At 71.0% G+C, this 24,440-nt stretch carries 26 protein-coding genes; 9 read left to right on the forward strand and 17 right to left on the reverse strand.

Annotated features, from left to right (window positions below):
* Positions 1 to 25 precede the first annotated feature (25 nt).
* The gene (locus tag ACF059_RS03110) at positions 26 to 643 is read left to right on the forward strand and encodes an SMI1/KNR4 family protein (protein ID WP_360898695.1); all 618 of its coding nucleotides are present in this window, start codon (positions 26 to 28) and stop codon (positions 641 to 643) included.
* Here the strand turns inward: ACF059_RS03110 and ACF059_RS03115 are convergent.
* On the reverse strand, positions 640 to 1,344 hold the full coding sequence (locus ACF059_RS03115) for a DUF4386 domain-containing protein (RefSeq protein WP_392050600.1): 705 nt from the start codon (positions 1,342 to 1,344) through the stop codon (positions 640 to 642). The two genes, ACF059_RS03110 and ACF059_RS03115, sit on opposite strands and share 4 nt — an antisense overlap.
* Before the next feature lie 157 nt (positions 1,345 to 1,501).
* On the opposite strand from ACF059_RS03115, the gene ACF059_RS03120 reads away from it, so the two are divergent.
* Positions 1,502 to 2,194: a TetR/AcrR family transcriptional regulator C-terminal domain-containing protein gene (locus ACF059_RS03120; protein WP_392050603.1), complete on the forward strand. Its 693-nt coding sequence runs from the start codon at positions 1,502 to 1,504 to the stop codon at positions 2,192 to 2,194.
* Positions 2,195 to 2,475: 281 nt separating this feature from the next.
* On the forward strand, positions 2,476 to 3,762 hold the full coding sequence (locus ACF059_RS03125) for an extracellular solute-binding protein (protein ID WP_392050606.1): 1,287 nt from the start codon (positions 2,476 to 2,478) through the stop codon (positions 3,760 to 3,762).
* A 134-nt stretch (positions 3,763 to 3,896) separates the two neighbouring features.
* Here the strand turns inward: ACF059_RS03125 and ACF059_RS03130 are convergent, their stop codons facing one another.
* On the reverse strand, positions 3,897 to 4,523 hold the full coding sequence (locus ACF059_RS03130) for a hypothetical protein (RefSeq protein ID WP_392050609.1): 627 nt from the start codon (positions 4,521 to 4,523) through the stop codon (positions 3,897 to 3,899).
* Positions 4,524 to 4,708: 185 nt separating this feature from the next.
* Between ACF059_RS03130 and ACF059_RS03135 the strand changes: the two genes are divergently transcribed.
* The gene (locus tag ACF059_RS03135) at positions 4,709 to 5,842 is read left to right on the forward strand and encodes a serine hydrolase domain-containing protein (protein WP_392050612.1); all 1,134 of its coding nucleotides are present in this window, start codon (positions 4,709 to 4,711) and stop codon (positions 5,840 to 5,842) included.
* Between the two features lie 101 nt (positions 5,843 to 5,943).
* Here the strand turns inward: ACF059_RS03135 and ACF059_RS03140 are convergent, their stop codons facing one another.
* Positions 5,944 to 7,551: an MDR family MFS transporter gene (locus ACF059_RS03140; protein WP_392050615.1), complete on the reverse strand. Its 1,608-nt coding sequence runs from the start codon at positions 7,549 to 7,551 to the stop codon at positions 5,944 to 5,946.
* Positions 7,552 to 7,730: 179 nt separating this feature from the next.
* Between ACF059_RS03140 and ACF059_RS03145 the strand changes: the two genes are divergently transcribed.
* Positions 7,731 to 8,306 carry a helix-turn-helix domain-containing protein gene (locus ACF059_RS03145; protein WP_366868159.1) on the forward strand — a complete coding sequence of 192 codons (576 nt, stop codon included), beginning with the start codon at positions 7,731 to 7,733 and terminating at the stop codon, positions 8,304 to 8,306.
* A gap of 425 nt (positions 8,307 to 8,731) precedes the next feature.
* Here ACF059_RS03145 and ACF059_RS03150 read toward each other — a convergent pair whose 3' ends face one another.
* Positions 8,732 to 9,151, reverse strand: coding sequence for a nuclear transport factor 2 family protein (locus tag ACF059_RS03150; RefSeq protein WP_392050618.1), 420 nt, complete (start codon positions 9,149 to 9,151; stop codon positions 8,732 to 8,734).
* Between the two features lie 95 nt (positions 9,152 to 9,246).
* On the opposite strand from ACF059_RS03150, the gene ACF059_RS03155 reads away from it, so the two are divergent.
* Positions 9,247 to 9,789 carry a TetR/AcrR family transcriptional regulator gene (locus ACF059_RS03155; RefSeq protein WP_392050621.1) on the forward strand — a complete coding sequence of 181 codons (543 nt, stop codon included), beginning with the start codon at positions 9,247 to 9,249 and terminating at the stop codon, positions 9,787 to 9,789.
* A gap of 108 nt (positions 9,790 to 9,897) precedes the next feature.
* The gene (locus ACF059_RS03160; RefSeq protein ID WP_392050623.1) at positions 9,898 to 11,130 is read left to right on the forward strand and encodes a serine hydrolase domain-containing protein; all 1,233 of its coding nucleotides are present in this window, start codon (positions 9,898 to 9,900) and stop codon (positions 11,128 to 11,130) included.
* A gap of 6 nt (positions 11,131 to 11,136) precedes the next feature.
* Here the strand turns inward: ACF059_RS03160 and ACF059_RS03165 are convergent, their stop codons facing one another.
* The 13 genes from ACF059_RS03165 to ACF059_RS03225 all read right to left on the reverse strand — a co-directional run bounded on the left by ACF059_RS03165 (position 11,137) and on the right by ACF059_RS03225 (position 20,953).
* Positions 11,137 to 11,775, reverse strand: coding sequence for an OmpA family protein (locus tag ACF059_RS03165; protein ID WP_392050626.1), 639 nt, complete (start codon positions 11,773 to 11,775; stop codon positions 11,137 to 11,139).
* Between the two features lie 4 nt (positions 11,776 to 11,779).
* Positions 11,780 to 12,364, reverse strand: a complete 585-nt coding sequence (locus ACF059_RS03170; RefSeq protein WP_366868153.1) for a hypothetical protein — start codon at positions 12,362 to 12,364, stop codon at positions 11,780 to 11,782.
* A gap of 31 nt (positions 12,365 to 12,395) precedes the next feature.
* Complete coding sequence (locus ACF059_RS03175; protein WP_392050629.1) at positions 12,396 to 13,049, reverse strand: pilus assembly protein TadG-related protein; 654 nt, start codon at positions 13,047 to 13,049, stop codon at positions 12,396 to 12,398.
* Positions 13,046 to 13,246 carry a hypothetical protein gene (locus ACF059_RS03180; RefSeq protein WP_392050632.1) on the reverse strand — a complete coding sequence of 67 codons (201 nt, stop codon included), beginning with the start codon at positions 13,244 to 13,246 and terminating at the stop codon, positions 13,046 to 13,048. Before ACF059_RS03180 ends, ACF059_RS03175 begins: the two co-directional genes overlap by 4 nt.
* Positions 13,247 to 13,356: 110 nt before the next feature.
* Positions 13,357 to 14,043, reverse strand: a complete 687-nt coding sequence (locus ACF059_RS03185) for a response regulator transcription factor (RefSeq protein WP_366868150.1) — start codon at positions 14,041 to 14,043, stop codon at positions 13,357 to 13,359.
* A gap of 3 nt (positions 14,044 to 14,046) precedes the next feature.
* A complete protein-coding gene (locus ACF059_RS03190) occupies positions 14,047 to 14,940 on the reverse strand; it encodes a DUF5936 domain-containing protein (protein WP_392050635.1) in 894 nt (297 codons plus the stop codon).
* Between the two features lie 16 nt (positions 14,941 to 14,956).
* A complete protein-coding gene (locus ACF059_RS03195; protein WP_366868148.1) occupies positions 14,957 to 15,895 on the reverse strand; it encodes a type II secretion system F family protein in 939 nt (312 codons plus the stop codon).
* Positions 15,892 to 17,250 carry a CpaF family protein gene (locus tag ACF059_RS03200; protein ID WP_366868147.1) on the reverse strand — a complete coding sequence of 453 codons (1,359 nt, stop codon included), beginning with the start codon at positions 17,248 to 17,250 and terminating at the stop codon, positions 15,892 to 15,894. Before ACF059_RS03200 ends, ACF059_RS03195 begins: the two co-directional genes overlap by 4 nt.
* On the reverse strand, positions 17,247 to 17,615 hold the full coding sequence (locus tag ACF059_RS03205) for a TadE/TadG family type IV pilus assembly protein (protein ID WP_392050637.1): 369 nt from the start codon (positions 17,613 to 17,615) through the stop codon (positions 17,247 to 17,249). The genes ACF059_RS03200 and ACF059_RS03205 overlap by 4 nt, the downstream gene beginning before the upstream one ends.
* A gap of 1 nt (position 17,616) precedes the next feature.
* Positions 17,617 to 17,973, reverse strand: coding sequence for a TadE/TadG family type IV pilus assembly protein (locus ACF059_RS03210; protein ID WP_392050639.1), 357 nt, complete (start codon positions 17,971 to 17,973; stop codon positions 17,617 to 17,619).
* Positions 17,974 to 18,000: 27 nt separating this feature from the next.
* Positions 18,001 to 19,275, reverse strand: a complete 1,275-nt coding sequence (locus tag ACF059_RS03215; protein ID WP_392050641.1) for a CpaE family protein — start codon at positions 19,273 to 19,275, stop codon at positions 18,001 to 18,003.
* A 7-nt stretch (positions 19,276 to 19,282) separates the two neighbouring features.
* The gene (gene cpaB / locus ACF059_RS03220) at positions 19,283 to 19,984 is read right to left on the reverse strand and encodes a Flp pilus assembly protein CpaB (protein ID WP_392050643.1); all 702 of its coding nucleotides are present in this window, start codon (positions 19,982 to 19,984) and stop codon (positions 19,283 to 19,285) included.
* Positions 19,985 to 20,032: 48 nt separating this feature from the next.
* Positions 20,033 to 20,953: a hypothetical protein gene (locus ACF059_RS03225; protein ID WP_392050646.1), complete on the reverse strand. Its 921-nt coding sequence runs from the start codon at positions 20,951 to 20,953 to the stop codon at positions 20,033 to 20,035.
* Positions 20,954 to 21,269: 316 nt separating this feature from the next.
* On the opposite strand from ACF059_RS03225, the gene ACF059_RS03230 reads away from it, so the two are divergent.
* Together ACF059_RS03230 and ACF059_RS03235 are read left to right on the forward strand one after the other, a co-directional pair.
* Positions 21,270 to 22,964 carry a chitinase gene (locus tag ACF059_RS03230; protein ID WP_392050648.1) on the forward strand — a complete coding sequence of 565 codons (1,695 nt, stop codon included), beginning with the start codon at positions 21,270 to 21,272 and terminating at the stop codon, positions 22,962 to 22,964.
* Between the two features lie 130 nt (positions 22,965 to 23,094).
* A complete protein-coding gene (locus tag ACF059_RS03235; protein ID WP_392050651.1) occupies positions 23,095 to 24,429 on the forward strand; it encodes a M14 family metallopeptidase in 1,335 nt (444 codons plus the stop codon).
* Positions 24,430 to 24,440: the final 11 nt, after the last annotated feature.

Below are 24,440 nucleotides of genomic sequence, written 5' to 3' on the forward strand. Positions count from 1 at the left end.
TGAGCTGGGGCCACAGGGGAGCGGCATGTCGGAGAACGCGCGGGTCAAGGCGCTGGAGCAGATCATGTCGGCGACGCACGGGGCCGACGAGGACATCGACTGGCCGGCGGCCGAGGCCGTCTGGGGGACCCGTTTCCCGGCCGACTTCATCGCGTTCATGGGCCGCTTCGGGGCGGGCTCCATCAACGGCGAGGCCAGCATCCTGCTGCCGCTGCCCAAGCCCGGCCTCCAGTGGGACCCGGCGGAGATGACCGAGGAGACCGCGAACGCCCGCCAGGTCTGGGAGGCGCAGGGCGGCCGGGCCGCCTTCGACGTGGACCCTGAGTCGATCATCGCCTGGGGCGTCACGGGCGGCTCGGACATCCTGTGCTGGCTCACCAGCGACCCGGACCCCGACCAGTGGCCCGTCCTGGTCTGCGGGCGGCACACCGCCGACTCCTTCGCCCTGTACCCGTACGGCATGGCCGAATTCCTCTACCGGCTCTGCTCGGACGAGTTCGACGTGAGCCCCGTCAGCATCACCTTCTGGGACGGCGGCCACCTGAGCTTCGTGCACTGGCGCAAGGCCCAGCGGCGCTGGCAGGAAGGCCGCAACCCGGAGACGGGCGAACCCGACCCGTACGCGGGCGAGTTCGCCGACTAGACGGTGGCTTGCGGATCGGGCCGGGTGGGCGAGCCGGGCCCGAACCCCTTGACGATCAGCCACCCGGCCAGCCCCAGCTCCCAGGCGAACACCGGGAGGGCGGCGAGGGACCCCGCCACGGAGAGCTGCGCGTAGGCCCCGAACATCACGGCGACGGCCGAGGCGCAGATCAGCGGCCCGCCGATCAGCCCGAGCACGGCGATGAAGCGCGGCACCAGCCGGGCGCGGTACGCCACGTACGCGAGCAGGACGGTGTTGAGGCCGAGGGCGATGTTGGGCCCGAGCAGGAACGTCCACTCGTGCAGGGCCTCCAGCGCGACATCGGCGCCGGCCGCCCCGGCCGTGTCCGCGTCCGCACCGGTGCCCGTGTCCCGCCGCAGGGTGACGAGCGCCAGGACGGCGGTCATCCCGAGGGCGATGACGGCCGCCTCCAGCAGCCGCCCGAAGGCGTAGCCGAGCGCGAGCCCTTCGCCGTGGCGCCGCAGGACGGGGAACAGCGCCGCCCCGGTCCCGGCCACCGCCGCCACCAGCACCACCTCGCAGAGCACCCCGAGCAGCGCCCGCGTGTCGGCGCCCTGGGCGAGCCGGCCGTCGGCCGCGCCCAGCAGGGGGCGGTAGAGGACCGCCCCGGCTATCGCGGAGGCCTCGGTCAGCAGGAACAGCGACCCCGCGGCCACCGCGGTTCTCCGGTCCGGACTCATCTTCTGGTACCCCTCGCTCGATGGTGGTGTACGCCGTACACCTCGCGGCGATCCTAGGTGTACGTCGTACACTCGTCAAGGCGGGGCGCTGGCGGGAGAGGCGCCGCCGCCGAAGGAGCCGACGAGGGAAGCCGACGAGAGAAGGGGCCGGACCGCGATGACCCGGCAGGAAGCCACGCCCACGCCCCGCGTCCCCCTGAACAGGGACCGGGTCCTGCGCGCCGCCGTCGCGCTCGCCGACGCCACCGGCATCGACGCGCTGAGCATGCGCAGGCTCGCCCAAGAGCTGGACGTCGTCCCGATGGCCCTCTACAAGCACGTGGCCAACAAGGAGGAGCTGCTCGACGGCATGGCCGACGCCGTCGTCGGCGAGATCGACCCGCCGGCCGCGGGCCCCGACTGGCGCAGCGTGGTCCGCGGGCGGATCCTCTCCGCCCGCCGGGTCCTGCTGCGCCACCCGTGGGCGGCCCGGGTCATCGAGTCGCGGACCGGCCCCACCCCGGCCGTGCTGGCGTACCTGGACTCGATGGCCGGGGCCTTCCGGGCCGGCGGCCTCTCCGCCGACCTCACGCACCACGTCATGCACGCGATGGGCAGCCGCCTGCTCGGCTTCAGCCAGGAGCTGTTCGACACCTCCGGCCCCTCCGACTCCTCCGGCCCGCCGGACCCCGGACTGGCGGCGCGCTATCCGCACATCGCGGAACTGGCCGCGACGGCCGCACACGACGGCGGCTCCACGGTCGGGGGCGGCTGCGACGACCAGTTCGAGTTCGAGTTCGCCCTGGACCTCCTCCTGGACGGCTTCGAGAACCTCCGCCGCCAGGGCTGGACCTCCGCGCGGACGCCGTAGCGGACACGCCGGCGCGGTCCGGCACCCTGCCCCGAGCCCGTTTCCCGACCGGAAACGGGCTTTTCGGCATGTCTACGCGCGTTCCCTTGGTCGATCGCATATCGGAAAACACGAAAAGGAAAAGCTCCGCTTGGAGCATTGACCACAAGTGCGGCCCCCATGGAATCAGCCACCCCACCGGCAGGAGAGAATTCCGGCCAACGGGCCATGCAGGTACACCTCAGCCCGGAGTAACCCATAAGTAATAACGGGATCCGAAAGAAAATCAGGGGAATACACCCGTGCGACGTAGAATTTTCAGCACGGCCGCCACCGCGGTCGTTCTCGGTCTGCTGATACCACTGGCCGGATGTGGCGTGACCGGGGACGGTGCAGGTGAAAGCGGCACCCTGCGTCTGGTGGCCGCCGAATACGGCGACAATCCGGCCAACAGCTCGAAGGCCTTCTGGGACAAGCTGACGGCCGATTTCACCGCCGCCAACCCGGGAATCAAGGTCGAGGTCAAGCTCCTGCCCTGGGCCGACATCGACCGCGAGGTCTCCCGTATGGTCAAGGCCGGCAAGGCCCCGGACATCGCCCTCATGGGCTCTTACTCGGACTTCGCGGCCCAGGGCAAGCTCTATGCCGCGAACGAACTCCTGTCGGTCACCGCCGAGGCGAATTTCCTCCAGCCGCTCGCCGACGCCGGCTCTCTCGGCAGCACCCTCTACGGCCTGCCCTTCGTGGCGAGCAGCCGCCTGCTCTTCTACAACGAGGCGCTCTTCGCGAAGGCGGGCATCAAGGAGGCCCCCAAGACGTGGTCCGATCTCCGGGCCGCCGCCAAGGCGCTCAAGGACAAGGGCGTGAAGTACCCGTACGCCCTGCCCCTGGGCCCGGAGGAGGCGCACGCCGAGGCGATGATCTGGGAGCTGAGCAACGGCGGCGGCTACGCCGACAGCAGCGGCAACTACAGCCTGGCCTCGGACCAGAACATCGAGACCTGGAACTGGGTCAAGGGGAACCTGGTCGCCCCCGGGCTCACCGGCCCCACCCCGCCGTCCCAGCTCAACCGCGCCGACGCCTTCGCCGCCTTCACGCGCGGCGAGGTCGGCATGCTCAACGGCTACCCCTCGCTCGCCCACGACGCGAAGGCCAAGGGGATCGACGTCGCCACCACCGCCATGCCCGTCTCGGACACCCTCGGCACCGGGGAGAGCCCGCCGGCCGTCGGCGTGGCCGACTGGATGATGGCGTTCAGGCAGAACGGCAAGCGCGACGAGATCGGCCGGTTCCTGGACTTCGTCTACCAGGACAAGAACCTGTCGGACTTCGCCGGCCGCTACCACCTGCTGCCCTCCACCGTCACCGCGTCGCGCACCCCGTCCGGCGGCGGCCTGGACGCCAAGGACACGCAGTTCCTGACGGCCCTGCGCACGGCCCAGCTCTACCCCGTGAACGACCCGTCCTGGGTGACGGTCAGCGACACCATCAAGCGCAACATCGGGCGCGCCGTGGAACCGGGCGGGGACCCGAAGGCCGTCCTGGAGAACATCGCCTCCCAGGCGAACCAGGCCACCAAGACGCACTGACGGACTCCCCGACACACGAGCTCCGCTTCCCGCCGCAGACCACCCCGTGCGGCATCATGGCCCTACGGCTCTTGATCCAAGGCCGCGGTCCAGTCGCCCGCCGTGCACCCACAAGGTGCGTGGGGCGGCCGGCCTCAGCGTTGCTTTCCGTGGCCCGAGGCGAACGCCGTCCGGTACTGCTCGCAGCTGGAGTTCCAGGGCATCGTGCCCGTGAGCGTCCCGTAACCCGAGCGCGTGACCGACCACTTCACCGTGTACTCGCCGGTGTCACACCCGATCCGCTTGCCGCCCGCGACCTTCTCGCGCCCGGCCGCCGGCTTCCCGGTCAGCTTGCGGTGCACCTCCCCCACCTTCGCCCCGCCCGGCGCGAACAGCTCGGCGTCCACGACGATCGGGTGCTCGCCCTCCTTGACCGTCAGCGCCTTCTTGACCACCGTCGAGTCCGACACCTGCCAGGCGAACTCGTACGACGGCTGCCAGGCGAGAGTCTTGGGGTCGGGGGCCTGCCGTTCGTAGTCCGGCGCGCCGGAGGGGCCGGGACGGGTGACCGTCTTGTACTGGACCCCGGGGTGGAAGCGGAACTGCCCTTCCACCTTGTGCATCTCGTCCTTGGTCCACATCGACTTCATGGTCTTCTCGCCGCCCGCCGGGTCCTGGAGGTACGCCGTTCCCTCGGCGGCGGTGGCCGCCTGGACGAGGACGGGGGCGAGGGCCGCCGCGGCGGCGGCGAGGGTGGCGGCGGCGATGCGGGTGCGCTTCATGCCCGGTCCAACGGGCCCTGCGGCGGGCCGGAACGACGCCGCGCGCGCTTTCACCCGTACGGGAGCCCGCACGCGTACGGGAGCCCGCGGAACGCGGAGACCGTGGAATACCCCTTGATCGTCTTCTGTTGGCAGCCGCAGACACAGACACAGACACAGACGACTCGACGAACGAGGGGGACTCGATGGGCGTGAAGGTGAACGGCACGGTGGCGGCGGGCTGGGAGTCGGTGCGGGAGGAGTTCGCGGACTTCGTGGCGGCCGAACGCCACTCGCCCGAGGCGCAGTTCGCGGTGCACCACGAGGGCCGGCGCGTGGTGGACCTGTGGGCGGGCGAGGAGACCGGGGGCGACACCCTGAGCGGGGTCTTCTCCATCACCAAGGGCGCGGCGCACCTGGTGGTGGCCCTGCTCGTGCAGGACGGCGTACTGGAGTGGGACCGCCCCGTGTCGGCGTACTGGCCGCAGTTCACCGGGGACGGCAAGGAGCGGCTGACGCTGCGCCAGCTGATCAGCCACCAGTCCGGGCTGATCAACACCCCGGAGGGCTTCGACTACGACGAGATCGCCGACGACGCCCTGATCGCGTCGCGGCTGGCCGTGGCGAAGCCGTACTGGGAGCCCGGAACGGCGTACGGCTATCACGCCTTCGTGATCGGCGCCCTGACCGGCGAGGTGGTGCGGCGGGCGACGGGCCGGTCGATCCAGGAGCTCTACGAGGAGCGCGTGCGCGCCCCGTACGGGCTGGACCTGTACATGGGCCTGCCCGCCTCGGAGGAAGGCCGCTGGAAGCCGGTGCTGGAGATGCTGCCGACGCCCGAGCAGCTGGCGGAGCAAGCCGCGGGCGGCCCGCCGCCGCAGCTGCTGGCCGTCGCCTTCAACGGGCACCGGGAGCCGCCGATGGACCTGGTGGCCCACGCCAACCACCCCCGGACGCGGAAGCTCGGCCCGGCCTCGGCAGGCGCCATGGGGTCGGCGCGCGGCATCGCGGGCCTCTACGCGGCGGCGATCGGCGAGGTCGACGGCCGGGCTCCGCTGCTGGCGGCGGACACGGCGGCGGAGGTCGCGAAGCTGCACACGCCCGGCCCGGACGCCGTGACGACGGAACCGGACCACTTCGGTCTGGGCTTCGCCCAGCAGCCGGCCGTGGGCCCGCAGGCCTTCGGGCACAGCGGGGCGGCGGGCGCGCTGGGCTTCGCCGACCCGGCCACCGGGATCGCGTACGGGTACACGCGCCGCCGTTACTGCTTCCCGGGCGGTGCGGCGCCGGAGAACGGGCGTCTGACGGCGGCGGTGCTGAAGGTGGCGCGGGCCCGGTAGGCGGCGCCCGTCGCCGACGTGGTCGCGTCGGCGGTGACCCGTGACGCGGCCCGGCCCCGGTGGGTGGTTCCACCGGGGCCGGGCCGTGGCGTGGCGAGGGGTCAGCGCGAGACGGACTCCTGCTGGGCCGGGGCGGGCTCGGCGTCGCCAGGGGCCTCGGCGGGGTCGGTGGCGCCGGCCGGGGCCGGGCCCGCGCCGCGCAGCGGGACCTCCTTGACGAACCAGGCGGCCACGAAGCCCAGTACGGCGACGGCCGCTCCGAGCAGGAACGCGGAGTGCGTGCCGGCGGCCACCGCGTGCTGGTACGCCTCGCGTACGGCCTCCGGCAGCTTGGCCAGGCTCGCCGCGTCCAACTGGGCGGATCCGGCGGCCCCGGCGGCCTGCGGGCCGAGCCGGTCGGACATGGTGTCGGTGACCTGGGCGGTGAAGAGGGAACCCATCAGGGCCACGCCGAAGGAGCCGCCGAGCGTACGGAAGAGGGTCGCCGAGGAGGAGGCGACGCCCATGTCCTTCATCTCGACGCTGTTCTGCGCGACCAGCATGGTGATCTGCATCAGGAAGCCGAGACCGGCGCCGAGGACGGCCATGTAGACGCCCGACACGAGGCGCGAGGTGCCGGTGTCCATCGTCGCGAGCAGGAACAGCCCGACGACCATGAGCGCGCCGCCGACGATCGGGAAGATCTTGTACTTGCCGCTGTTGGTGGTGATGCGGCCCGCGATCAGCGAGACGGCCATCATCGAGAGCAGCATGGGCAGCAGGAGCAGGCCCGAGTTGGTGGCGGAGGCGCCCTGTACGGACTGCTGGAACAGCGGGAGGTAGAGCACGCCGCCGAACATCGCGAAGCCGACCAGGAAGCCGATCACGGACATGAGGGTGAAGTTGCGGCTGCGGAAGATGTGCAGCGGCATGACCGGCTCGGCGGCCTTGGTCTCGACGTAGAGGAAGGCGGCGGTGGAGAGCAGGCCGACGGCGATCAGGCCGAGGATCTCGGCGGAGCCCCAGGCGTACTCGTTGCCGCCCCAGGTGGTGACCAGCACGGTGGAGGTGATGGCGACGGTCAGCAGCGCGGCGCCGAGGTAGTCGATCTTCGGGCGCGCCTGCTCCGTCCGCTTCGGCAGGTGCAGGACCGCCGTCACCATCGCGAGCGCGACCGCGCCGAGCGGCAGGTTGATGTAGAAGGACCAGCGCCAGCCCATGTGGTCGGTGATGGTGCCGCCGACCAGCGGACCGCCGATCATGGCGAGCGCCATCACGCCGGCCATCATGCCCTGGTACTTGCCGCGCTCACGGGGCGGGATCAGGTCGCCGATGATCGCCATGACGCCGACCATCAGACCGCCGGCGCCGAGGCCCTGGATCGCGCGGAAGCCGATCAGCTGGCCCATGTCCTGGGCCATGCCGCTGAGCACGGAGCCGATCAGGAAGATCACGATCGAGGTGAGGAAGGAGCCCTTCCGCCCGTACATGTCGCCGATCTTGCCCCAGATGGGGGTGGAGGCCGCGGTGGCCAGCGTGTACGCGGTGACCACCCACGAGAGGTGTTCCAGGCCGCCGAGCTCGCCGACGATCGTGGGCATCGCCGTACCGATGATCATGTTGTCGAGCATGGCCAGCAGCATCGCGATCATGAGCGCCAGGAGGACGACCCGGACGCTGCGCGGCTTCACCTCCTGGACGCGCTCAGCCGTTTTCGCCGTGTCCGCCATGTCCACTCCCCGTGTACTTCTGCTGCTTCTGGTTCTACTGCTGCTTCTGCTGCTGCTTCTGCTGCTTCTGGGACGCGCCCCGCCCGGCGGCACTTACTTGCCGACCGGCTAGTTCACTACAATGGGGACGGTAGACCCGCAACTAGCCGGGCGTCAAGTAAGTGATTTTGGGGAGAGCCATGTCCAGCAGCAGTCCGCAGCGGCGCCGTGGCGACACGCGCCAGCGCATCCAGGACGTCGCACTGGAGCTCTTCGCCGAGCAGGGCTACGAGAAGACGTCGCTGCGCGAGATCGCGGAGCGGCTGGAGGTCACGAAGGCGGCGCTGTACTACCACTTCAAGACCAAGGAAGACATCATCATCAGCCTGTTCGAGGACCTGACCCGGCCGATCGACGAGCTGATCACCTGGGCGGAGAAGGAGCCGCGCACTCTGGAGACCAAGAAGGAGGTCCTGCGGCGCTACAGCAAGGCCGTGGCCGGGTGCGCTCCGCTGTTCCGCTTCATGCAGGAGAACCAGGCGACGATGCGTGAGCTGAGCATCGGCGAGACGATGAAGAAGCGGCTGCTGCGGCTCGTGGAACTCGTGCGCACGCAGGACGGTCCGCTGGCGGACCAGGTGCGGTGCGTCAGCGCGCTGTTCACGATGCACGCGGGGATGGTGTACCTCCAGCACATGGAGAGCGACCCGGAGGAGACGCGCCTGGCCGCGCTGGAGGTCGCGATCGACCTCATCACGCAGGCGCACCAGGCGTAGCCGGCCGTTCCGGTGCGCCGGGGCGCCTGCGGCGCGCGGGGGGTGTTGCTTCGGGTCGCGGGCCGGGCTGCGGGGCCGGCTGCGCCGGGGCCGGGCGCGCGCCGGGGTGTCTCCTCGGGCGCCGAACGGTTCGGGGGGTCGGGGGGTGCGGCGGCGGTGCGTTCGACGCCCTGCGGGGACACCCCGCCACACACCCGACCCCGTCACAACCGGCGGCTTCGGGAGGCCACGCCCCGACCCGGCCACAGCTACGGGTCGCCGGTCGCGGACGAGGCCTCGCAGCAGGCGGTGCTCGCGCACTCCAGCCGGATCTACGACGCGGACGGCACGACTCCGCGGGCGGTGGGGAGATGCGTACGGTCGAGAAGTCTCGTCGCCCTCAACCCGGCTGACGACGTGGGCGTCACCGGCCCGGTCACACCGCTTCAGGTGAGGCGGCGGTCCTCGGGGGCGATCGGGATGTCGTTGATGCTCGCCTCGCGGCGGCTCATCAGGCCGTCGGGGGCGAACTCCCACTGCTCGTTTCCGTGGCTGCGGAACCACTGGCCGGTGGCGTCGTGCCACTCGTACGTGAAGCGCACGGAGATGCGGTTGCCGGTGAAGGCCCAAAGGTCCTTCCGCAGGCGGTAGTCGAGCTCGCGCTGCCACTTCTCCGCGAGGAACGCGCGGATCTCCGCGCGGCCCGTGAGGAAGCGGTCGCGGTTGCGCCAGACCGAGTCCTCCGTGTACGCGAGGGCGACGCGTTCGGGGTCGCGGCTGTTCCAGGCGTCCTCGGCGGCCTGGACCTTCGCGCGGGCGGACTCCTCGGTGAAGGGCGGCAGGGGCGGGCGGGCGGCGGTGGTCATGGCGGTTCCTCCCGGGGAGTGGCGAGAACGTGCGTTCTCCGAGGCTAGAGAACGGCCGTTCTCCACGCAAGGGGATTCTCGACTACGCTGCCCGCATGGACGACGAAGAGGCCCGCACCCGGCTCCTGGACGCGGCGGAGGCGCTGTTCTACACCCACGGCATCCAAGCCGTCGGCATGGACCGCATCCGCGCCGAGTCGGGGGTCCCCCTCAAGCGCCTCTACCGGGTCTTCCCCGCCAAGGAAGCCCTGGTCACGGCCTACCTCGAACGCCGCGACCAGCGCTGGACGGCCGGTCTGCGCGACGCGGTGACGGGCGCCCCCGACCCGGTCGACGCTGTCTTCGAGTGGCTGGCGGGGTGGTTCTCGGAGCCGGACTTCCGGGGGTGCGCCTTCCTGAACGCCTTCGGGGAGCTGGGCGCCGGTCCCGCCGGGGTCCTGGACGTCGTACGCCGCCACAAGGCGGGCCTGCGGGCCCTGCTGGGCGAGGTGGCCGGCCCGGGGCGCGAGGAGCTGGCGGACCAGCTGCTGATCCTGGTCGAGGGGGCCACGGTGGTGGCGGCCCTCGATCCCGGCCCGGAGCCGGCGCGGCGGGCCGGCGAGGTGGCGCGCAGGCTCGTATCCGCCGCCCGCCCGTAGGCGTCGCGGCGTGCGGTCGCCGGGGCGAGGGGGCGGGGATACGTTGGACGGGCGGGGGGCTCGGCTCGGCGCCGCTGTTCGCGGCGCTCACGGCGCAGGAGGCCCGGCATGGCGACACGAGTGCCACGCGTATCACGCGTACGGAGGGCGGCGGTCGGGACGGCCGCGGTCGGAATGCTGCTGGTGCCCCTCGGGGCGGGTGCGGGATACGCCTCGGACGGGGACGGCGGGTTGTCACCGACGGTGTCCGAACGCGCCCGCGTCGACGGGGACTTCCCGCAGCTGACGCCCGCCGTGGCGCGGCAGCTGGACGAAGCCGTGCGCAAGGTGATGGCCGAGGCGAAGGTACCCGGGGTGATGGTGGCCCTGTCGGCGCCCGGCAAGGGCGAGTACGTACGGGCCTTCGGCGTCGCCGACAAGGCGACCGGCGCGCCCCTGCGGACCGACATGCACATGCGGATCGGCAGCGTGACGAAGACCTTCACGGTGACCGCGATGCTGCAGCTCGTGGACGAGGGCAAGGTCGGCCTGGACGACCCGATCGGCCGGTACATCGACGGCGTCCCCAACGGTGACCGGATCACGCTGCGCCAGCTCGCCGAGATGCGCAGCGGGCTGTTCAACTACACCGAGGACCCCGGCTTCGACAAGGCGCTGTTCACCGACCCGGACCGGCCGTTCACCCCGCAAGAGCTGCTCAAGTACTCCTTCAAGCACCCGGTGCTGTTCGAGCCGGGCTCCAAGTTCCTCTACTGCAACACCAATATCGTCCTGCTCGGGCTGGTGGTGGAGAAGGCCAGCGGCCAGAAGCTGAACGACTACATCAACGACGAGGTGGTCGCGGCCGCCAAGTTGAAGAACACCCTGTTCCCCACGGGCGCCGAGTTCCCCGAGCCGCACGCGCAGGGCTACACGAACCAGACGCTGACCGGGAAGGTCGAGGACTCGGCCGACTGGAACCCCTCCTGGGGCTGGGCCGCGGGTGCGATGATCTCCACCCTTGAGGACCTGCGGTCCTGGGCGAAGACCCTGGCCACCGGGACGCTGCTGACGCCCGCCACCCAGGCGCAGCGGCTGAAGGTCGTACCCGCCCTGCCGGGCGCCGGATACGGGCTCGGCATCTTCAACCTCCACGGCTGGATCGGGCACAACGGGTCCCTGCCGGGCTACGAGGCGGTGGTCACCTACATGCCGGAGGAGCAGGCGACGATGGTCGTCCTGCTGAACACCGACATCACCGCCGAGGGCGAGGAGCCGAGCACGCTGTTCGCCCGGGAGATCACACGGATCGTGACGCCGGAGAACGTCTACACGCTGCCGGCGCAGGTCACGACGAAGTAGGCGGCGTCAGCCGCCGGCGGTGCGGGGGAAGGTGATCTCGACGCGGCGGTTCTTCTTGCGGCCTTCCTCGGTGCTGTTGTCGGCGATGGGGTAGTCCTCGCTGTAGCCGCGGACGTCGAAGACGACGCTCGGGTTGGTGACGGTCTTGGCCAGCTCGGCTTGCACGGCGTCGGCGCGCTGCTTGGACAGCTCCTTGCCGTGTTCGTAGCTGCCCTGGTCGTCGGTGAAGCCGAAGACGCGGATGCGGGTCGCCTTCTGCGTGTTGATCTCGGCGGCGATGGCCTGGATGCGGGCGGCGGCCTGCGCGTTGAACACGGCGCTGTTCTCGGGGAAGAGCACCTCGGACTGCAGGGCCATCATGACGGTCTGATTGGTCTCCTGACGGCGCTGCTCACCCCCGAGGTCCTCGACGACCTCGGCGATGTCGAGCACCTTGACCGGCGCGAGGGTGCCGCCCTGGGGCATCTTCAGGCCGGGGGCGTTGGAGTCGATGGGCACGGGCGCGGAGGCGGAGGGCTCGGTGCCGGGGGGGACGGAGGGCTTGACGTCGTCGGCGTGCGCTGCCGTCGCGCCGAGGAGGTGCGCACCGGCGATGACGAGGCCGGCCACGGTGGTGGCGGCGAGGGTGCGGTGGCGTGTTGTCATGGGGTCACCCGGAGAGTTTGACGGTAGCCGTGGCGAAGGTGGGGAGGCTGAACTCCACCTCGTTGGTACCACTCGGTGGTGCCGGGAACTGTGCAAAGAACGGGACGACTTGGCCGGCCTCGATGATGGCCAGGCCAGTGGTGCACAAGCAGCGACCTTCAGTGTCGCGGAGCACGTAGTAACGCTTCTTCGCCGCCTTGTCGACCAGGGTCACACCGGCGACCGATACACCGCTGGCATTGAGTTCGTTCCCACGCCACGGCGCGGTATTCACGAAGGGAGCCGTTCCCGTGTTCTTGAGCTGGCCGCTCACGGTGAGGAAACCTCCGCTCTCACGGGCAGCCGAGTTGATCGTCAGGACCATCCCACCCTCGCCGTTCACCGTCGCGATGACCTGCGTCGGGGTGGACGTCGCAGAAGGGGCGCTGGTCGGAGTGCCGCCGCCCTGGGACTGCGAGGCCTGAGGCTTCGGGTCGGCCTTGGGCTTGTCGTCGTCTCCGCTACCGCATCCAGCCAACGCGAGGGCCAATGCCGCCACGACCGCTACGGCCGTGCCGCCCTGGACCTTCGCCATGTGCCGCGTGCTCATGTGCGCCGCTTCCTCATTCCGTCGTTCGTAGTCAGTCGACCAGTCGCACGGCAAAGAGTGTCCTTGCCAGCGCGCTCCAGGGTTGGGGCTTCGCAGGATCAAAGGTGATGACACCACCGCCCTTGCACGTGATCTCGACCGAGGCCGGCTTCTCGTGACCGCCGGGGGACGGCGACGGCGACGGTGTCGGCGGAGGCGACGGATCGGGGGCGGGGACTCGGCCGCTCAGCTGGCACCGCGGTTCGACCACTGCCGTGGCATTCGCCGTGCCGTGCTGACCGCTGACCCCGGGGACCACGGAGTCCCCGACCGTGCGCGACGTCGTCACCTCCACCGTGAAGCGCGGCGGATGAGGGGGGCCGCAGTCGGCCGTCGCACCGTTCTTCGCGGCGAAGTCCCGTGCGGCGTCGCAGGCGCCACCCGCGTACAAGCGGCCGCCCTCGAGAACGTCCTTCCAGTCCTCCGGCTTGAGCGTGGGCAGGTGCAGCCCTGGCACAAGGTGGTCCCTGGCATCGCGCGCCGCCGCCAAAGCCGCGGCATCCGCAGCGCCTTGTGCGTCGCTGCGGACGACCGAAGCCTGCCCGACCGTGAAGAACGCCAACGCGGCGAAGAGCAGACCTGCCACCAGCACGACATAGATGGGGAAGGCCTGCCCTTGATCGTCCCGCAGCCTCCGCCCGGTCACTTGCCGGCGGTGATACTCGCGACCGCAGCCGTGATCTTCGTGGTGATGGCCTGCCCGATGCCCGTACCGATGATGGCGCCGATGATCACCACGACGACCAGGATGATCCCCAGGTATTCGAACGCGGTCTGGCCGCGGTCCCTCGCGCCTGTGCTCGCGTACCGCTTCCGCAGCCTTGCCAGGGTGTTGTGTGACATGGGGGTTCCCTCCCGGGCCGGTACCGGTGTCGATTTGCGGACCGTACGGGGCGTTACCTCTCGTCACCAAGGGTCCCGGGACCCAATTACGGACCCACTGCGCACTCTGTCTACCCATGACCGGTCACTCCTGGACGGGCTGTTCCCAGCCAGCGGGCTATCGCCTCGCTGCGCGTCGCGCTCTGGAGCTTCGCGAAGATGCGGTTGATGTGGTTCTTGACGGTCTTCTCGCTGATGAAGCAGGCGGCTGCGATCTGCTGGTTGCTCATCCCGGACGCAATCAGATCCATGATCTCCACCTCCCGGGAACTCAGCCCGAAGACAACAGAGTTGTGCATCCTCTCGGAAGACTGTGCCACATCCCGTTGCGGATGCGAAGAGGTACGCAGCTCCGCCAGCAGCGCGCTCGCCGCCGTCGGGGTGAAGTGGGGGCGGCCGAGGGGGGCGTCGCGGACCGCGCGGAGGAGTTCGTCCGGGGTGAACTCGCCGTGGACGAGGTAGCCGCCCGCGCCCAACAGCAGCGTCTCGCGGACGACTTCGGCCTCCCGGCAGTACGTCAGCATCAGTACGGGCGCCAGCTGCACCAGGTGGGGCAGCGCGGAGATCCCGTCCACCCCCGGCATCCGCACGTCCAGCAGCACCACGTCCGGGGCGTGCCGACGGGTCAGGCTCAGGGCCTCGCGGCCGTCCACGGCCTGGGCGGTCACCTCGATGTCCCCGGCCGCGCCGAGGACCGCCGCCAGGCCCGCCCGGATGACCGGGTTGTCGTCGGCGATGAGCACGCTCAGTCGTGCCATGGCTCAGCCACCCCCGAACAGCGCGCCGAAGTCGACGTTCGCGCCGTACACGAAACCGCAGACCAGCAGGATGAGCGTGCCCGGCAGCATGAACATGGTGACCGCGAAGGTCGCCTTCGGGACGGCCCGGGCCGCGCGGCGGCGGGCGTTCTGGGCGTCCGTACGGCGCATGTCCTCGGCGATGGCGATCAGCGTGTCGACGATCGGGGAGCCGAGCTCCTCGCCCTGCTGGAGGGCCGTCACGAACTGCGCGACCTGTTCGCTGTCGTTGCGGCGCCGCAGCTCGTCGAAGGCCTGCCGGCGGCTGACGCCCATGTCCATCTGCTGGAGCGTGATGCGGATCTCGTCCGCCCACGGCCCCTCGTACTTGTCCGCCACCCGGTCCAGCGCCTGCCGGAAGCCCAGCCCCGCGCTCACGACCACGGCGAGGACGTCCAGGAAGTCGGGCAGGGTCCGCTCGATGTGGTCCCGGCGGACCCTGATCGCGGACCACAGGCCGACCTCGATCCAGAACAGGCCGAAGGCGACCATGAACAGGGCCGCCACGAGCTGTCCGTTGATCAGCATCGAGAAGGCGCCCACCGCGCCGAGCAGGCCGTACACCGCGCGCCTGGCCGCGTACCGGTCGATCGTCAGGCCGGCCGGGTTGCCCGCCATGTCGATCTGGCGGCGCTTGCGGGCCACCCGGTTCGCGCCCATCGCGCTCAGGACCAGCGGCGCCCAGCGGATGCCCATGCGGTCGACGAGGGATCCGACCGCCGTCGTGCGGGTGGCTCCCACCTCCAGGGCCAGCGCGAGGTCGGTGGGCAGTTTCACGTCCGCGCGGTAGAGGCGGATGCCGTGGAAGGCGCCGAGCACCGACACGGCCACGGCCAGCGCGAGCAGAAGTGCGGTCATCGTCCCGTCGCCCCCCTCACACGTCGATCTTCGACAGGCGGCGGATCAGCAGGAAGCCCAGCGCGAACAGGCCCAGGGAGACCAGGACGGCCGTCTGGCCGAGGAACGCTCCCGTCATACGGTCCAGGGCTCCCGGCATCATCATGTCGACCAGCAGCAGGGAGCCGAGGCCGATGGCCGGCACCAGGTAGGCCGTCACCGTCACCTGGGACAGCTGGGTGCGGATCTCGCGCCGCGTCTCCTTGCGCTGCTCCAGGGTCACCGTGAGGTTGCGCAGGCTGTCCACGATCGCGCCGCCCGCGCGGGCCGACAGGACGAGGGTGGAGACCAGGACGACCAGCTCCCGGGAGGGGAGGCGTTCGGTGAGTTCGCCCAGGGACTCGTCGATGGAGTGGCCGACGGCGAGGCGGTCGGCGACGCGCGCGAGTTCCTCGCCGGCCGGAGCCTCCAGCTCCTCCGCCGCGATGCCGATGGCCGTCCGCAGGGCCAGCCCGGCCTGGGTGGCGTTGGCCAGGATGCGGGCCAGGTCGGGCAGTTGGTTGATGAAGCGCTCCGTACGGCGCAGCCGCTGCCAGTTCAGGAAGGCGTTCGCCGCCCAGAGGCCGATCGCGCCCGCCACCGGCCCGAAGAACGGTGCGAGGAGGGCGGACGCGATGAGCCAGACGGCCGCGACGGAACCGAGCATGGCGACGAAGAACTCGCCCGGCGTGAGGTCCAGGCCGGTCGTCGCCAGCTTCAGCTCGATGCGGCGGCCGAGCTTCGTCCTGCGCAGCCGCCGGTCGACGCCCGCGAAGCGGCGCCGCCGCCCCAGGGGTTCGGGGACGCCGCTCGCCGCGAGGCGCTCGATCAGTGCGGCGCGCTGGGCGCGCCCGGCGACGTACGCCTGGAGGCCGGCGACGACGAGCACGCAGGCGAGCAGCGTGGCGCCGAGGGTGAGGAGGATCAGTGGGTTCACAGGGCGGTCCGGGGGAAGTGCGGGGGGGCGAGGGGAGCCGTCAGGGGGTCGTCGGCCGCGACCCCGAAGGCCTGCGGGACGGGCTGGTTGTGCATGTAGAGGCGCTCCGCGATCCGGCGCGGCAGCGGGTAGTACTCGAAGTAGCCGTGGACGCGGCCGTCGGCCCCCATGGGCTGGGCGGCGAAGCGGCAGACGGTCGTGATGCGGAAGGGTTCGCGGCCGTGGGATTCGAGGATGGAGATCTCCGTGATGCGGCGCGATCCGTCCCCGAAGCGGGTGAGCTGGACGATGACGTTCACGGCGCTGTTGATCTGGTCCTGGAGCGCCTCGAAGGGGATCTCGACCTCCGACATGGAGGCGAGGGTCTGGAGGCGGGTGAGGGCGTCGGAACTGCTGTTGGCGTGGACGGTCGCCAGGGAGCCGTCGTGGCCGGTGGACATGGCCTGGAGCATGTCGAGGGTCTCGCCGCCGCGGACCTCGCCGACGATGATGCGGTCGGGGCGCATGCGCAGGGAGTTGCGGACGAGGTCGCGGATGGTGATCCGGCCCTTGCCCTCCACGTTCGCCGGGCGCGATTCGAGGCGGATGACGTGGGCCTGCTGGAGCTGCAGCTCGGCCGAGTCCTCGATGGTGATGATGCGCTCGCCCTCCGGGATGAGCCCGGACAGGGCGTTGAGGAGGGTGGTCTTGCCGGTGCCGGTCGCGCCGGAGACGATCAGGTTCATCTTCGCGGCGACGAGGCCGGACAGCAGGAGCAGCATCTGCTCGTCGAGCGAGCCGAGGCCGATCATCTCGTGGAGGGTGAAAGCGCGCGGGAAGCGGCGGATGGTGAGGGTGGCGCCGGTCAGCGAGAGCGGCGGGATGATGACGTTGACGCGCTCGCCGCTGGGCAGGCGGGCGTCGACCATCGGATTGGCCTCGTCCACGCGGCGGTTGACGGTGGAGACGATGCGCTCGATGGTCTGCATCAGCTGCTCGTGCGAGGCGAAGCGGATGGGCAGCTGCTCGACGCGGCCGGCGCGCTCGACGAAGATCTGGTCGGGGCCGTTGACCATGATCTCGGAGATGGAGGCGTCTTCGAGGAGCGGTTCGAGTACGCCGAGCCCGAGGGCCTCGTCGACGACGCGGCGGATCAGCTGCGCGCGCTCGGCGGTGGACAGGACCGGCCCTTCGCGGCTGATGATGTGGCCCAGTACGCGCTCCAGGCGCGCCCGGCGCTCGGCGGGCGCGAGCGCGGACATCTCGGCGAGGTCGATCTCCTCCAGCAGCTTCGCGCGGTACGAGGAGACCAGCCGGCCGTCCTCGCGCGGGCTGTGCCGGTCGTCGGGGGTGTTGACCCGGGAACGCAGGCTCATGGGCGGGGGCCCTTCGGGTCGTCGTTGGGCATGACCGCCGTGGCCTTGGCGTCGGCGATGTCGAGCCCGGGGATGATCGAGTTGATGCGGATGGTCACGGTCGCGGTCACCGCGTCACCTCCCGGAGGTACCGACACCTCCGCGTTCAGCCCTTCACGGATGGCGGCGCGACCGGCCGCCGCCCCCCGGCCCGGGTGCTGGGCCTCCACGCGCGCCGCCGTACGGGCCGCCGTGTCCGCCTGCTCGTGGACGTACGCGATCCAGCCGAGCTGGATGCCGCACAGCGCGACGAACAGCAGGATCGGTATGAAGCCGATGTACTCCAGGGCCACTTGGCCCCGGTCGGAGCGGATGCGTCGCCTCACGTCACTTCGCCTCCTTCTCCATCGCCGCGCCGCCGGTGCCGTCGATCGAGCCGAAGTTGAGCCCCGGGAAGAGGACCGGGATGCTGAGCTCGACTTTCGCCCGGTAGATGTCGCCCGACGCACCGCATTGGGCGGGCGGCATCTTCCACGCCTCCCCGATGTGCTCCCGCGCCGCCGCCCGGCAGGCCGCATCGCCGTGCACCGCCCCCGCCCGCGCCGCCTCGTCCGCCGCGTTCCCGGCCAGGGAGAACGCGTACCCGATCAGTACGCACTCCCACACCGCCGCCACGAGCAGCAGGATCAGCGGGACCATGCCGACGAACTCCACCGCCACCTGGCCCCGATCGCCCCGGTGCACCCGGCCCGATCTCCGCGACGGCATCCGTCAGCCCTCCCGGCCGCGGCGCAGACGCGAGACCGGGCCCGCGGCGCGCAGCGCCAGCGCCCCGCCCGCGGGGGCGGTTGCGGCGGCCGGGGCGTCGTCCGGGGCCGCCAGGAGGCCGAGCTCGCCCGCCAGCGTCCACAGCGCCTGCTTGACCGTCGAACGGTTGTCGAGGTCCTGGACCCGGCCGGCGTCCACCACGGCCTGGAGCTCCTTGAAGGCGGCCGGGACGGGGGTGCGGGTGGCGCGGGTCTTGGTGATCTTCTCGATCAGGGCGGGCTGGATCTCCGTGTGCTTGCTGTAGCGGTTGACGACCATGGCGGTGTCCTCCGCCTTGCGCACCTGGAGGCGTTCCCACATCCGGACCATCCGCTTCGCCGCGCGCACCGCGACCACGTCCGGGGTGGTGACCAGCACCGCCACGTCCGCCATCTCCACCGCGGCGGCGTTCGCGCCGGTCACCTGCGTTCCGCAGTCGATGACGACGAGCTCGTAGCGGCTGCGCAGGGCGCCGACGATGTGGCGCGCGGCCCGGTCGTCGACCTCCTCGCCCCGTTCCCCGTCGGCGGGGGCCAGCAGGAGCGCCAGGCCCGTCCGGTCGTCGTAGACCGCGTCCTGCAGGACCCGCGGCGAGATGTCCTGGATCCCGGCGAGGTCGGCGATGGAGCGCCGGAACTGCACGTCGAGGTACGAGCCCACGTCCCCGGCTTGGAGGTCCAGGTCGACCAAGGCGGTACGCCGCCCGGAGGCGGCCGCGGCCAGGGCGAACTGCACGGCGGTGAAGGTGGTGCCGACGCCGCCCTTGGCCCCGGTGACCGTGACCACCCGGCCCCCCGGCCCGGTGAAGACGTCGGCGGCGCCCCCGCCCAGGTGGCGGCGTACGCCCGCGGACCACTGGGCGGCGGCCTGGACGCGGGCCGCCAGTTCCTCGTAGGAGAGCGGGAGGGCGATCAGGCCGCGCGCCCCCGAGTCCATCGCGGCGGAGAAGAGTCCCGGGCCGGCGTCGGAGGAGATCAGCACGACGCCCACCGCGGGGAAGCGCAGGGCGACCTCGCGGATGAGGTCCAGCGCGGGCACCGGGCCGATCCGCTCGTGGACGAGGACGACCTCGGGCAGTTCGTCGACGGAGTCGGCGGCGAGGCGGGCGAGGGTGTCCAGCAGCGACGTCGAGTCGGGGACCGGCGCGGCGGGCTCCGCCGACGGGAGCTGGCTGAGCAGGGTGGAGACGGCGCGCGCGGCGTCCGGGTCACCGACCGCGGGGAGGATTCGGGTGGTCATGCGCGCCTCACTTGTCCCCGTCGAGGGTGTACGTACGGTCGCTCGGGCCGGGCGCCGAGTCGGTGCCGGGTGCCACCAGGGCGAGGCGTACGTGTTCCGCGAAGGACTCGGCGTAGGCGACGCGCTGGGTGTCCTTGGTGTTCAGGGCGAAGGTGATGGGGACGGCCTCGGCCGGGCCCTTGCGGTCGCTGTCCTTGTCCAGGGCGGTGAGCCTGCCGACGCCGAGGACCCGCGCGTTGGCGACGATGATCACCGACCGGGACGGGTCGCCGTCCTTGGCGCCCTTGAAGGTGGCGATGATGTTGACCTTGGCGCCGGAGGTGATCTTTCCGGCCACGCCCGTGGCCGCGTCGATCATGATGGCGATCTCCTGCTCGCCGGGCTGGAGCTGCGGGCGGTCGACGAACATGTCCGCCTGGAGCAGCGAGCCCTTCTTCAGGGTGGTGAGCGCGATCTTGCCGTTCACGGCTCCGAGGTCGGTGACGGCGGTCTCGGACAGCCAGCGCTTGGGGATCCTGACCTCCTCGAACTGCCCGGCGGCGAGCGGGCTGTACGGGGCTATGTCGCCCTTGGCCCGGTACGCGACGACCTCCGCGCCGACCTTGGAATTGACGTCGCCGATCACCACGAGGACTCCGGCGAAGGCCCCCAGGGCGCACAGGACCGACAGGAGCAGCAGAATGACGCCGCGGCGCTGGCGTGAGTTCATGGGCCTTACTACCTCGCCGTTCTTCGTTCGTTCGGGGGGATCGGTCGGTCAGGGTCTGGAGCGCGCCGCTGCCGACGCCGTGGACGGCGGGGGCGCGGCCGGCGGGGCGGTCAGCGGGGCGGCGCAGAAGCCGCAGCGGTCGCCGATGAGTTCGAGGCCGCACCAGCGGCACTCCTCGCGGCGGACCGAGGCGACCAGCTGGTAGAGCACGGACAGGTCCGGGATCCCGGCGGCGAACTCGACGAGTTTGGGGGTGCCCCACCAGCCGGGTGACAGGGCGGGCAGCGGGTTCTCCATGACGCCCTGCACCTGCCAGGCGGGAGCTAGTTCGGCCGTGACCCAGTCGGAGGTGAGCTGGCCGCGGGCGAAGACGAGGTGCGTGGCGAACTCCGGTCCGGCCGGCACGGCCTTGTCCTGGCTGACGCCGGCCCCGGCCCCTGTCCCTGCGCCGGGCTTGGCCAGCTTGGCCAGATGCGGCGTCGGGTGGGCCATGACGGCGAACTGCGCGCTCGGCGACCAGGACCTGGCGTGCGCCCCGAGTCCGACCGGGACGCGGACCCGGTCGAGTTTGGCGACCGAGCCGAGCAGCGCGCCCGCGTGGATGTAGTGGGACAGCAGCCGAGCGGCGGAGGCGATGATTCCGGGGCTGAAGTCGCAGACGCTGAGCTGGCGCAGCTGACGTACCAGCAGGGCCGTTCCCAGCGGAGGCAGATCGATGCCGAGGAGCGCGATCCGGTCGGTTTCCAGGATGGACCGTACGGTGTGCAGCCGCCGGACGGTCGCGGCGGGCAGCCAGGGCGGTACGACGGCCACGAGGTGCCCGTGCCTCTCCAGCAGCGCGCTGGTCTCGGCGAGCGCGGACTCCAGGTCGAGCTGCTCGGGCGGATGCAGGACGGCGGCTCCGGGTGTGTGCCGGTCGGGGGCCGGAAGCACCAGATCGGCGCTGGTGACAGCGATGGCGGTCGGCACGCGAATCCCCCCGTTCACCCCGTACTCACCCGGTGCTTGCCCGGCACTCACCCCTGCGCGACCGCAAACGTGCGAGGCGCGCGCCCCCTTGCTCCAGCACCATATCCGCGTCGTCCCTGGCAGGGCAGGGCCTTGGGAATACCCGTACCTCCGGTACCTGTCACAGGTGGCCGGAAAACCGGACAACCGGGATCGGACGACCGATCAGTTCCGGCCACTTCGCAAAGACCCTTGACACGAGGATTGGTCTGGACCAACTTGTGAGCGGGGTGCCCCACTCACCCTGACATCCCCTCACTCCCCCCACGGAGCCCACGTGAACCGCATACGCTCCCTCGCCCTGCTGGGCGCCGCCACCCTCGCCGCCGGCGGCCTGACCGCCCTCGCCACCGGCACCGCGCAGGCCGCCGACGTCAACGTCGCCCGTAACGGAGGCTTCGAGTCCGGCCTGGCCGACTGGTCGTGCACGGGAGGCGGCGGCGCCGTCGTCTCCTCGCCCGTCTACGCCGGGGCCGCCGCCCTCAAGGGCACCCCGGCCGGCTCCGACAACGCCCGCTGCAGCCAGACCGTCACGGTCAAGCCGAACTCGACCTACACGCTGAGCACCCAGGTCCAGGGCAGTTACGTGTACCTCGGCGCGACCGGCACCGGCACCCAGGACGTCTCCACCTGGACCCCCGGCACGGGCGGCGGCTGGCAGAAGCTCTCCACCACCTTCACCACCGGCCCCAGCACGACGCAGGTCACCGTGTACACCCACGGCTGGTACGGCCAGCCGGCCTACCTGGCCGACGAGTTCAGCGTCTTCGGTCCGGACGGCGGCGGGGGCACCGACCCCGGCCCGAGCCTGCCCGGCGCACCGGCCGGGACCACCGTTTCCGGCCAGAGCACGAACGGGCTCACCCTTTCGTGGAACGCGGTGGGCGGGGCCGCGGGCTACTACGTGTATCAGGACGGCGTCCGCGTCCGGACCGTCACCACCGCCTCGGCCCAGATCACCGGACTCGCCGCCGCCACCTCGTACTCCTTCCAGGTGAGCGCCTACAACGCGGCGGGCGAGGGCCCGAAGTCGGCCCCGGTGACCGGGACCACGACCGGCGGCGGCAACCCGAACCCGAACCCGGCCGTGCCCAAGCACGCGCTGACCGGCTACTGGCAGAACTTCAACAACGGCGCGACGGTCCAGCGGATCTCCGACGTCTCCGCCCAGTACGACATCATCGCCGTCTCCTTCGCCGACGCCACGACCACGCCCGGCGCCATCACCTTCAACCTCGACTCGGCCGGACTCGGCGGTTACACCGTGGCCCAGTTCAAGGCGGACATCGCCGCGAAGAAGGCGGCCGGCACCTCGGTCATCCTCTCCATCGGCGGTGAGAAGGGCACCATCTCGGTCAACGACTCCGCCTCCGCCACCAACCTCGCGAACTCGGCGTACGCCCTGATGCAGGAGTACGGCTTCACCGGCATCGACATCGACCTGGAGAACGGCCTCAACCCCACCTACATGACGCAGGCGCTGCGCGCGCTGTCGGCGAAGGCGGGGCCCTCGCTCGTCCTCACCATGGCCCCGCAGACGATCGACATGCAGTCCACGCAGGGCGGCTACTTCAAGACGGCGCTGGCCGTCAAGGACATCCTCACCGTCGTCAACATGCAGTACTACAACAGCGGCTCGATGAACGGCTGCGACGGCAAGGTGTACTCCCAGGGCTCGGTGGACTTCCTCACCGCGCTGGCCTGCATCCAGCTGGAAGGCGGCCTGGACCCCTCCCAGGTGGGCATCGGCGTCCCGGCCTCGCCCAGCGGCGCGGGCAGCGGCTACGTCTCCCCGACCGTCGTCAACAACGCCCTGGACTGCCTGACCAGGGGCACGGGCTGCGGTTCCTTCAAGCCGTCGAAGACGTACCCGGGGCTGCGCGGCGCGATGACCTGGTCGACCAACTGGGATGCCAAGGCGGGTGGTGCTTGGTCCAACGCGGTGGGTCCCAAGGTCCACGGCCTGCCGTAGGCGGTAGGTGTGGGGGTGGCCTGAATCGGACACTTGACCGGGCCATGTCACGAGAGCACGCTGTGCGGCATCCGCACGGCCGGGGGCGCCCGCCGCCCCCACCCCCCACACTCCCCACCCAGGAGAACGCATGCGGCTCCATTCCCGCCGAAGGGCGGCCGTCACGGCCGCCCTTCTGGCGCTCGCGCTGGGCGCACCCGCCTACGGCATGAGCGCGACGGCGTCCCCACCGCCCACCCCCTCCACCGCGACCCAGGACGAGGCCATCGTCCAGTACGAGATCCAGGGCCCCTCCACGCCGGCCGAGCGCACGGCCCTGCTCCGTACGGGCGTCTCGATCGACGAGGTCGACGCCCGCTCGGTCGTCGTCAGCGCCGACACCATGCAGGCCAAGAAGCTGCGGGCGCAGGGGTACGAGCTGAACGCCCTGCCCGGCCCGCCCGACCGCTCGCTGCCCGGTGTCGCGGCGAGCCCGATGGACTTCCCCTCGGCGGACTCGAAGTACCACAACTACGCCGAGGCGACCGCCGAAATCAACCAGCGCGTCGCCCAGTACCCCTCGATCATGACCAAGCAGGTGATCGGGAAGTCGTACCAGGGCCGGGACCTGATCGCCATCAAGATCAGCGACAACGTCGCGACGGATGAGGCCGAGCCCGAGGTGCTCTTCACGCACCACCAGCACGCGCGCGAGCACCTGACCGTCGAAATGGCCCTGTACCTGCTCAACGAGTTCGGGTCCAAGTACGGGACCGACGCCCGGGTCACCAACGCCGTCAACGGCCGCGAGATCTGGATCATCCCGGACCTGAACCCGGACGGCGGCGAATACGACATCGCCACCGGCTCCTACCGCTCCTGGCGCAAGAACCGCCAGCCGAACTCCGGCTCCTCGTACGTCGGTACGGACGAGAACCGGAACTGGAACTACAAGTGGGGCTGCTGCGGCGGCTCCAGCGGCAGCAAGAGCTCCGAGACCTACCGCGGCGCGGCCGCCGAGTCGGCGCCCGAGGTGAAGGTGGTCTCGGACTTCGTGCGCGGCCGGGTGGTCGGCGGCAAGCAGCAGATCAAGGCCGCCATCGACTTCCACACGTACAGCGAGCTGGTGCTCTGGCCCTTCGGTTACACCTACAACGACACCGCCCCGGGCCTGACCGCCGACGACCTCGCCGTCTACAAGAAGATCGGCACGAGCATGGCGGCGAGCAACGGCTACACGCCGGAGCAGTCGAGCGACCTCTACATCACGGACGGGACGATCGACGACTGGCTGTGGGGCAGCCAGAAGATCTTCGCCTACACCTTCGAGATGTACCCGGAGAACGGCGGGGGCGGCTTCTACCCGCCGGACGAGGTGATCGACCGCGAGACCGCCCGCAACAAGGACGCGGTGCTCCAGCTGCTGGAGAACGCGGACTGCATGTACCGCTCGATCGGCAAGGAAGCCCAGTACTGCACCGCCTAGCGCACCGGTGA

Source organism: Streptomyces sp. NPDC016562 (genome assembly GCF_043076955.1).
Taxonomy (GTDB): Bacteria; Actinomycetota; Actinomycetes; order Streptomycetales; family Streptomycetaceae; genus Streptomyces.